This is a genomic window from Luteimonas suaedae (genome assembly GCF_008312895.1).
GTDB classification, from domain to species: Bacteria; Pseudomonadota; Gammaproteobacteria; order Xanthomonadales; family Xanthomonadaceae; genus Luteimonas; species Luteimonas suaedae.
Genome location: NZ_VSSP01000031.1, coordinates 1 through 5,028, shown reverse-complemented (window position 1 = coordinate 5,028; position 5,028 = coordinate 1). Strand labels below are relative to the sequence as shown.

The following is a 5,028-nucleotide window of genomic DNA, read 5'->3' as shown; positions in this document are numbered from 1 at the left end:
GACCTGGCCGCCTCCACGGCGACGGGCGGCCATGCGACTGGCGATACCCTGGTCGCAATCAATGGCGTGAGCACGATCGAGAACGTCACCGGTTCTGAGGATTACGCCGACGCGCTGTACGGCGATGCGCGCCACAACCGCCTGTCTGGCCTGGGCGGCGACGACGTGATCGATGGCCGAGCCGGCGATGACGTGCTTTCGGGCGGCGCCGGTGCGGATACCCTCTATGGCGGCGATGGCGCCGACGCCTTGGCAGGGGACGACGGCAGCGATCGATTGGAAGGCGGCGCGGGCAAGGATCTGCTCAGCGGCGGCGGCGGTGATGACCATCTGTACGGCGACGGCGACGACGATCAGCTCAGCGGCGACGATGGCAAAGACATCCTGTACGGTGGCGCCGGCGACGACACGCTCGGCGGCGGGCAAGGCGACGACACGCTCTATGGCGAGAGCGGCCACGACAAGCTTGCCGGCGGTGCGGGCAACGACATCCTCGAGGGCGGCGCCGGCGTCGACCAGCTCGCCGGCGAGGGCGGCAACGACCAGCTCCGCGGCGGGGCGGGCAGCGACAGCTATCTGTTCGATGCGAGCTCGGGTATCGATACGATCGTCGATGCCGGCAATGCGGCGGACAAGAACAAGGTCTTCATCAGCGATGCTGGTCCTGACCGCATCTGGCTGTCGCGCGCGGGTGACGATCTGCGCGTGTCGGTGATCGGCGGCAACAGCGTGATCGTGGTGAGCGGCTATTTCAAGACCGACGGAACCGGAACACAGATTTTCGAGATCGTGACCAGCGGCGGATCATTGTTCCTCGATGCTGCCGGCCCGTTGCTACAAGCCATGGGCCAGGCTTCCGGAACGCTGCCCCGAACCATGCCGCAAGCCGTAGCCGAACTGCTGGAAGACTACTGGCACCCGACCGGCAAGGCGGTGCCGAAGGTGGTCGACCAGAACCTCACCACGGACGAGGACGTTGCGATTTCCGGCCAGGTCGGCGCGATCGACCAGGACAGCAATATCACCGGCTACGAGCTATCGGCAGACGCGAAGCTCGGCAGCGTGACATTGAACGCTTCCACCGGCGCATGGACCTATACGCCGGACGCGAATCGGCACGGCAGCGACAGCTTCCTCATTACGGTCACCGACGCGGATGGGAACAGCGTTCGTCAGACCGTCCACATGACCGTGATTTCCATCAACGACGCACCGAGCAATATTTTCGCGCCGGGCGTGCTCGAGGTCGATGAGGGGGCAAACACAGGTCTGTCGCTTGGTGTCTTCACTCGCGAGGATGTCGACGGGCCCGGCGATATCCCCACCTATCAGCTGGTGGATAGTGCCGGCGGCCGCTTCGCGATGACGAATGACGGCAAGCTGACCGTGCTCAACGGCGCGGCCCTCGATTACGAGGCACAGAACAGTCACACGATCCGCGTCCGGGTCACCGACCAGGCCGGCGCCTACTTCGAGAAGCAGTTCACCGTGGCGGTGCGCAATGTCAATGAAGCGCCCTACATCGTCACGCCGCCGCCGACAACGGTGCCGGAGATCGTGCCTGAGAACGGTTGGGGCGGAACGGTGGCCAGCTTCGTGATCGGCGATCTCGACAACACGACGCCAAGTCTGGCGCTCACGATCAATCCCCATGGCTGGCTCGAGACCGTGGGCGATACTGTTCGCGTCAAGGCCGGCGCACAGATCGATTTCGAGGCGCTGGCGGCATCAGGCGTGGTACTGGAGGACACCGACGGCGACGGCATCAAGGAGATCAGGCTGAACGCTGCCGTGATCGCCACCGATGGCGAGCTGAGTTCGGCAGAGCCAACGCCGTTCTCGTTCCTGATCGAGGACGTCAACGAGGCGCCCACCGCCATCACCTTGACCCCAAGTGTGCCGTCGATCGACGAGCGCGACCGCCCACCGGAGGGATCGCCGTTGCCGGCGATCCTGCTCGGCACGCTGGCCGCATCCGATCCGGACACCGCCGGCAGCCTGGATTTCGCGAACCTGGTGTTCAGCGTGGCTGACGACCGTTTCGAGGTCGTCAACGGCAACCAGCTGCGCCTCAAAGCGGGCGCTGCCTTGGATTTCGAGGCCGGCGCGACGGTTGCGGTCAACGTAACGGTCACCGACCGTGGTGGAGCCGGGCTGAGCTACAGCCGAGTGCTGACGTTCACGGTCGCCGACCGGGACGACTACCTCTATGGCACCGCCAACGGCGAAACGCTGACCGGGCAGGCCGGCCGCGACCTGCTGTACGGTTACGGCGGGGCCGATGTCCTGCTAGGTGCTACCGGGAACGACGACCTCTACGGCGGCGACGGCAGCGACCAGCTTTTCGGCGAGGCGGGCGCTGACAAGTTGTGGGGCGAGCTCGGCGATGATGCGCTGGACGGCGGCGATGGCGACGATGCGCTGTACGGTCAGGACGGCGCCGACACGCTGCTGGGGGGCGCGGGCAATGACGTGCTTGACGGCGGGATCGGCAATGACTTCCTGAGCGGCGGCGACGGCGATGACGTGCTTGAAGGCGGTGCGGGTAATGACGAACTGATAGGGGGTCCAGGCGCAGACTATCTCAAGGGCGGCGATGGCGACGACGTCATGTTTGGTGGTTCCCATGCCGATCGCTTCCTCGGTGGTGCGGGCAGCGACACGGTGACGTATGCCGGCGCCGGTTCGGCTGTCATCTTCAATCTCGCCAGTGGCCAGACCGGTGGCGCCGCCACAGGCGACGTGCTCGAGGACCGTCCCGAACATTTCCTGGGTTCGGCTTATGCGGATACATTGACCGGATCGGCGTACGCCGATCACATCGTCGGCAACGCTGGAGACGATACGATCCTTGGCGGCGCAGGCGATGATGTCCTCGAGGGTGGTGACGGCAACGACATGATCGATGCCCAATCGGGTAACGACCGGCTCATCGGCGGTGCCGGCAACGACATCCTGATCGGCGGCGATGACAGCGACACCTATCTCATCGACTTGGACTCTGGTGCGGATGAGATCCGCAACTACGACTCCAGCGGTGAGGACGTCGATGTCATTGGTTATCAGGGCATCGACCGAAACCGTTTGTGGTTCACCCGCGCCGGCGACAACCTGGTGATCTCGGTCATCGGCACCACGGTCCAGACCACGATCAAGGACTGGTACGCCACGGCCGCCGCGTCCGATCGGGCCAACTACAAGATCGACTTCATTCTCGCCGGTGAGCACTTCACCGAGACGATCAACGCCGAAGGCCTGGTCTCCATGATGGCCGGCTACACCAAGCCGGCGACTCAGGCCGCCTTCGATGCGCTGCACGCGGATCCGGCGTTCGAGAACCGCTGGGCCAGCTACTGGGCGGGCAACGAGGACCCGGTCATTTCCGTCGTCGGCGACCAGACCCTCTCCGAGGACGGCACGCTGACGCTGCAGTTCACGGTATCCGACGATGTCACCCCGGCCAACGGCCTGGCCGTGGTGGCGACGGCGAGCAACGGCCATGTCGATCCGCCACAGGTCAGCGGACCGGACGCCAACGGCGTCTGGACTCTGACGGTGCACGCGGCAGATCACCGCAGCGGCAACGTCGCGATCACCCTGAACGCGACCGATGCGGGCGGCTTGATCGGTCAGCGGACCTTCGTCCTGAACATCACGCCGGCGGCCGACGCGCCCGTCATCACCCGGGCGGTGCCGCTTGGCAGGACCCTCGACAGCGGTTCTTTGGCGATCGATGTCCAGGCCGCGCTGGTCGACCAGGACGGTTCCGAGACGCTGGAGATCCGTATCTCCAATCTGCCCTCAGGCCTCACTCTGAACAAGGGGACAAACCTCGGCAATGGCGTCTGGTCGCTGACGCCCGCGCAACTTGCGGGTCTGGCACTGGTCGGCCCGAGCACCTGGTCGCAGGATCTGACCGGAGCCGGTGCGTTGACCGTGACCGCCATCGCCAGAGAGTCCGCGACCGGCCAGATCGCGCAGGTCACCCGAACCTTGTCGATTCCGATCAATGCGCGGCCGACCGATATCACCGTTGACCGCGCACTGGCGGTCAACGAGTCGACTGCGGCGGGCACGGTGCCAGCCGGGACGCTCGTAGGCAATTTCGCGCGTACCGATGCCGATGGCGTTGGAGATACCGCGACGTTCAGCCTGATCAACGATTCCGGCGGTCGCTTCCAGATCACCACCGGCGGCGTGTTGACCGTCAAGAACGGCACGCTGCTCGATCGCGAGGCCGCGGCGTCGCACACGATCACGGTGCGGGTGACCGATTCCGGTGGGCTGAGCCGCGATGAGAACTTCACCGTGACGGTCAATAACGTCAACGAGACACCCACCACGCCCAGCGCCAGCGTACTGATACCGGTCGGCACGGAGAATACGGCCTTGGCGGGGCAGGCAGTCGCCAACCTATCCGCGACCGATCCGGACGGCACCACGCCCTCCTACGTGATTACCAGCGACCCCCGTGGCTGGTTTGCGGTGGTGGGGAGTCAACTCAAGTTCCGCAGCGGGCTGAGCTTCGATTTCGAGGCGTTGAAGGCTGCGGGACTGACGGTCAGCGACATCGACGGCGACGGCCGGCAGGAAGTCGTGTACTCCGCCAAGGTGAAGGCCACCGATGGCAGCCTGATGTCCACGGGCGAGCGCACGATCACCGTTCGCATCGAGGACGCCAATGACAAGCCCCACGATATCGCTGCCGACCGCACGCTAGCGATCGCGGAGAATTCAGCGAACGGCACGTTTATCGGAAATTTCACCGGCGCCGACCAGGACCCAGGCGACGGCCTCACCTTCAGCCTGGCCAACAATGCCGGCGGGCGCTTCGCGCTGACCTCGGCCGGCCGGCTAACCGTGGCCAATGGGGCATTGCTGAACTACGAGGCGGGCGCATCACACACCATAACGGTACGCGTTAGCGACGGCGCTGCGACACGGGACGAGAACTTCACCGTCGCCCTCACCAACGTCAACGAGGCGCCGGGCACGCCCACCATTGCCACCCAGCCAGTGACGACGAAG

General features: G+C 65.3%; 1 protein-coding gene. It reads left to right on the top strand.

The window, feature by feature from the left end; translation table 11 throughout:
- Positions 1-5,028 (top strand): cadherin domain-containing protein (locus tag FXO19_RS18900; RefSeq protein ID WP_149196668.1); only part of this gene is annotated, 5,028 nt, incomplete at both ends.